This is a genomic window from Solidesulfovibrio sp., from assembly GCF_029978005.1.
In the GTDB taxonomy this organism is placed as follows: Bacteria; Desulfobacterota; Desulfovibrionia; order Desulfovibrionales; family Desulfovibrionaceae; genus Solidesulfovibrio.
Genome location: NZ_JARKOZ010000087.1, coordinates 1 through 3,438, shown reverse-complemented (window position 1 = coordinate 3,438; position 3,438 = coordinate 1). Strand labels below are relative to the sequence as shown.

Genomic DNA, 3,438 nt, shown 5'->3' with positions numbered 1-3,438 from the left:
ATGATGCCCCCCGGACCCCCCCACAAGGGAATAAAGGGTAGGCCAATATGGCTATGCAACCCCCCATTAAAAGTTTTGGGGAGGAGAGAGCGCGAGAGAGGAACCCTTTTTCCCAAAAAGGGTTCCTCTCTCGCACTTCTTTGCGCCTTCTCCTCCTCAATTACGAGTACCCCCCGCTGGGCGGGGGGGCGGGGAACGCCACGGCCAACATGGCCCGGGAGCTGGCCGGGTTGGGCCATGACGTGCGCGTGGTCACGGCGGCGTTTCGAGGCTTGCCGCGCCTGGAGAAGGCCGACGGGTTCGAGGTTCGCCGCATACCGGCCGTGCGCCGCCATGCCGATCATTGTTCTCCGTTGGAGATGTTGTCCTTCATGGCCAGCGCCGGCGCGTATCTGCCGGTCATGGCCGGGGCCTGGCGTCCCGACGCCTGCCTGGCTTTTTTCGGCATCCCCTGCGGCCCGGCGGCTTGGCTCTTGAAGCGCCTTCGCGGCACGCCCTACGTGGTTTCGCTGCGCGGCGGCGACGTGCCGGGGTTTCAGCCCTACGACCTGGCCGGCTACCATCGCCTGACCGCGCCGCTCATCCGCTTCCTGTGGCGCGGGGCCGCCGCCGTGGTGGCCAACAGCCGCGGCCTGGCCGATCTGGCCGCTGCCTCGGCCGGCGGCGTGCCCATCCGCATGATCCCCAACGGCGTGGACGCGGCGCGCTTCGCCCCGGCCGGGGAGCTTTCGCGCGAGGGGCCGGTGCGCTTGGTCTTCGTCGGCCGGCTGGTGCGGCAAAAGGGGCTCGACGTGCTGCTCGAAGCCCTGGCCAGGCTCCCGGCCGAGGCCTGTTTCGAGGTGGAGATCGTGGGCGACGGGCCGCTTCGGGCCGAGCTTGCGTCCCTGGCCGGGCGGCTGGGCCTTGCGGCCAAGGTGCGCTTCTCCGGCTGGGTGTCCCGGGCGGACATGCCGGAAACGCTGCGCCGGGCCGACGCCTTCGTCTTTCCCTCCCGCGACGAGGGCATGCCCAACGCCGTGCTCGAGGCCATGGCCTCGGGGCTGGCCGTGGCCGCCACGCGCATCGCCGGCAACGAGGAGCTGGTGGAAGACGGCCGCACGGGGTTTCTCGTGCCCCCGGACGATCCGGCCGCCCTGTCCGCGGTCGTCGCCCGCCTGGTCGCGGACCGCAACCTGTGTTGGCGGCTCGGCCGGGCCGGCCGGGACAAGGCCGTGGGCGAATATTCCTGGCGCGTGGTGGCCGAGGCCTATGCCGCCCTGTGCCGCGAGGCGGTTCGTTGATATGCTGGGTTGTGGTTGTTCGTTGTTGTTTTGCGGTTTGGAAAAGTGGAGCTAGACCATGTGCGGCATCTGCGGATTCGTCGCAACCCGGGGCGGGGAAGGGGAGATGGGCGCGACGCTTGCCGCCATGACCCAGGCCATCGCCCACCGCGGCCCGGACGGCGAAGGGCTCTACCGCGACGTCTTTCCCGACGGCGGCGGCGCGGCCCTGGGCCATCGCCGGCTGGCCATCATCGACCTCGTCACCGGTGACCAGCCCCTTTTCAACGAAACCCGCTCCCTGGCCATCGTCTTCAACGGGGAGATATACAACTTCGCGGAATTGCGCCGGGAACTCGTGGCCAAGGGCCACGCCTTCGTCTCCGCCGGCGACACCGAAACCATCGTCCACCTCTACGAGGAAATGGGGCCGGCCTGCGTCGCCCGCCTTCGCGGCATGTTTGCCCTGGCCATCTGGGACGCCGCCCGTCGCGAGTTGTTCCTGGCCCGCGACCCCTTCGGCAAAAAGCCTCTCTACTACACGCGCCTTCCCGGCGGCGGCATCGCCTTCGGCTCCGAACCCAAGGCGCTTTTCGCCCACCCGGACGTGCGCCCGCGCCTGGACGCCTCGGCCGTAGCTCATTACCTGACGCTCCAGCATGTGCCCGAGCCGGCCACGGGCTTCGTCGGCGTCGCCGCCCTCCCGGCCGGGCATGCCATAACCTGGCGCGACGGCCAGGGCCGGACGCAACGCTATTTCCAGCTCGACTATCTGCCCAAGCTCGCAGGCAGCGAAGCCGAACTTGCCGAGGAGCTGCGCGCGCGCGTCACCGAAGCCGTGCGCCTGCGCCTGGTCTCGGACGTGCCGCTCGGCGCGCACCTTTCCGGCGGCGTCGATTCCGGCATCGTCACCGCCGTCATGGCCGGGCTCGTCGACCAGCCCGTGCGCACCTTCTCCATCGGATTTTCCGAGGAGGCCTTCAACGAGACCGCCAAGGCCCGGGCCGTGGCCGAACGCTACGGCACCCGCCACACCGAATTCATCGTGGGCTTCGACGAGGCGCGCGGCGTCATGGAGGACGTGGTCGCGGCCACGGACATGCCCTTCGCCGATCCTTCGGCCCTGGCTTCCTGGCACCTGTGCCGGCTCACGCGCCGCCACGTGACCGTGGCCTTAAACGGCGACGGTGGCGACGAGATGTTCGCCGGTTACCAGCGCTACTGGCTCGATCCCCTGGCCGATGCCTACGCCCGGCTGCCCCACGTCCTGACGCGAAAATTCGTGCCTTGGCTGGCGGCGAAAATCCCGGCCCGGGGCGACGTGCCCGTGGAAGCCGACTGGCGCGCGGGCCTGGCCCGCCTGGCCCAGGCCGTGCGCGTGCCTCGCGCCGCTAGCCTCGTGCGCTGGGGCTCCTACTTTTCGCCCTGGGACCGGCAGGCGCTTCTGCGGCCCGAATTCGCCCGCGCCGCCAGGCCCGACGACACAGTCGGTATCTACGCCGACGCCTACGCCAACGCCACGGCCGACAATGCCCTCGACCGGGGTCTTTACGCGGACGTGAGCGTCTACCTGCCCGGCGACCTGCTCGTCAAAGCCGACCGCATGGCCATGGCCCATGCCCTGGAAGGCCGCTCGCCCTTCCTCGACGTGGAACTGGCCGCCTTCGCCGCCCGTCTGCCCGCAAAACTCAAGCTGCGCGGCCGCACCGGCAAATACCTGCTGCGCCGCGCCTTCGCCGACCTGCTGCCGCCGCGCATCGCCGACCAGCCCAAACGCGGCTTTGGCCTGCCCGTGGCCGGCTGGTTCCGGGGACCGCTGCGCGAATTCAGCCGCGATCTGCTGACCGGCGGGCGCGTCGCGCGGGAAATCGCCCGGCCCGAAGCGGTGCGGGAACTGCTCGATGCCCATGAGGCGGGCAAGGCCGATCACGGCAAGCGCATCTACGCGCTGGTCATGCTGGAGCTGTGGCTGCGTCGATATTTCTAGGGATTGTGGGGGATGGATGGACGGGGGGAGGGAAGATGCCTCCGGCGGCCGGGGGGGATGCTCCCCCCCGGACCCCCTCGATGGGTGAGACGGAGGATGGGGAAGCGGGTGGAAGCGTGGTCGTGGGCGGGAGTGCGTCGGCGAGGCCGGAATTGGCCTTTCGATGCCGTCGCTGCGCTCCAGGCTCGAAAG

General features: G+C 69.8%; 2 protein-coding genes. Both read left to right on the top strand.

Annotation, left to right across the window (positions count from 1 at the left end):
- Positions 1 to 140: 140 nt before the first annotated feature.
- Entirely contained in the window at positions 141 to 1,280 is a 1,140-nt protein-coding gene (locus tag Q1K70_RS10370) for a glycosyltransferase family 4 protein (protein WP_300158777.1), read from the top strand.
- Between the two features lie 58 nt (positions 1,281 to 1,338).
- The gene (asnB, locus tag Q1K70_RS10365; RefSeq protein ID WP_300158774.1) at positions 1,339 to 3,246 is read left to right on the top strand and encodes an asparagine synthase (glutamine-hydrolyzing); all 1,908 of its coding nucleotides are present in this window, start codon (positions 1,339 to 1,341) and stop codon (positions 3,244 to 3,246) included.
- The last annotated feature ends 192 nt before the right edge of the window (positions 3,247 to 3,438 follow it).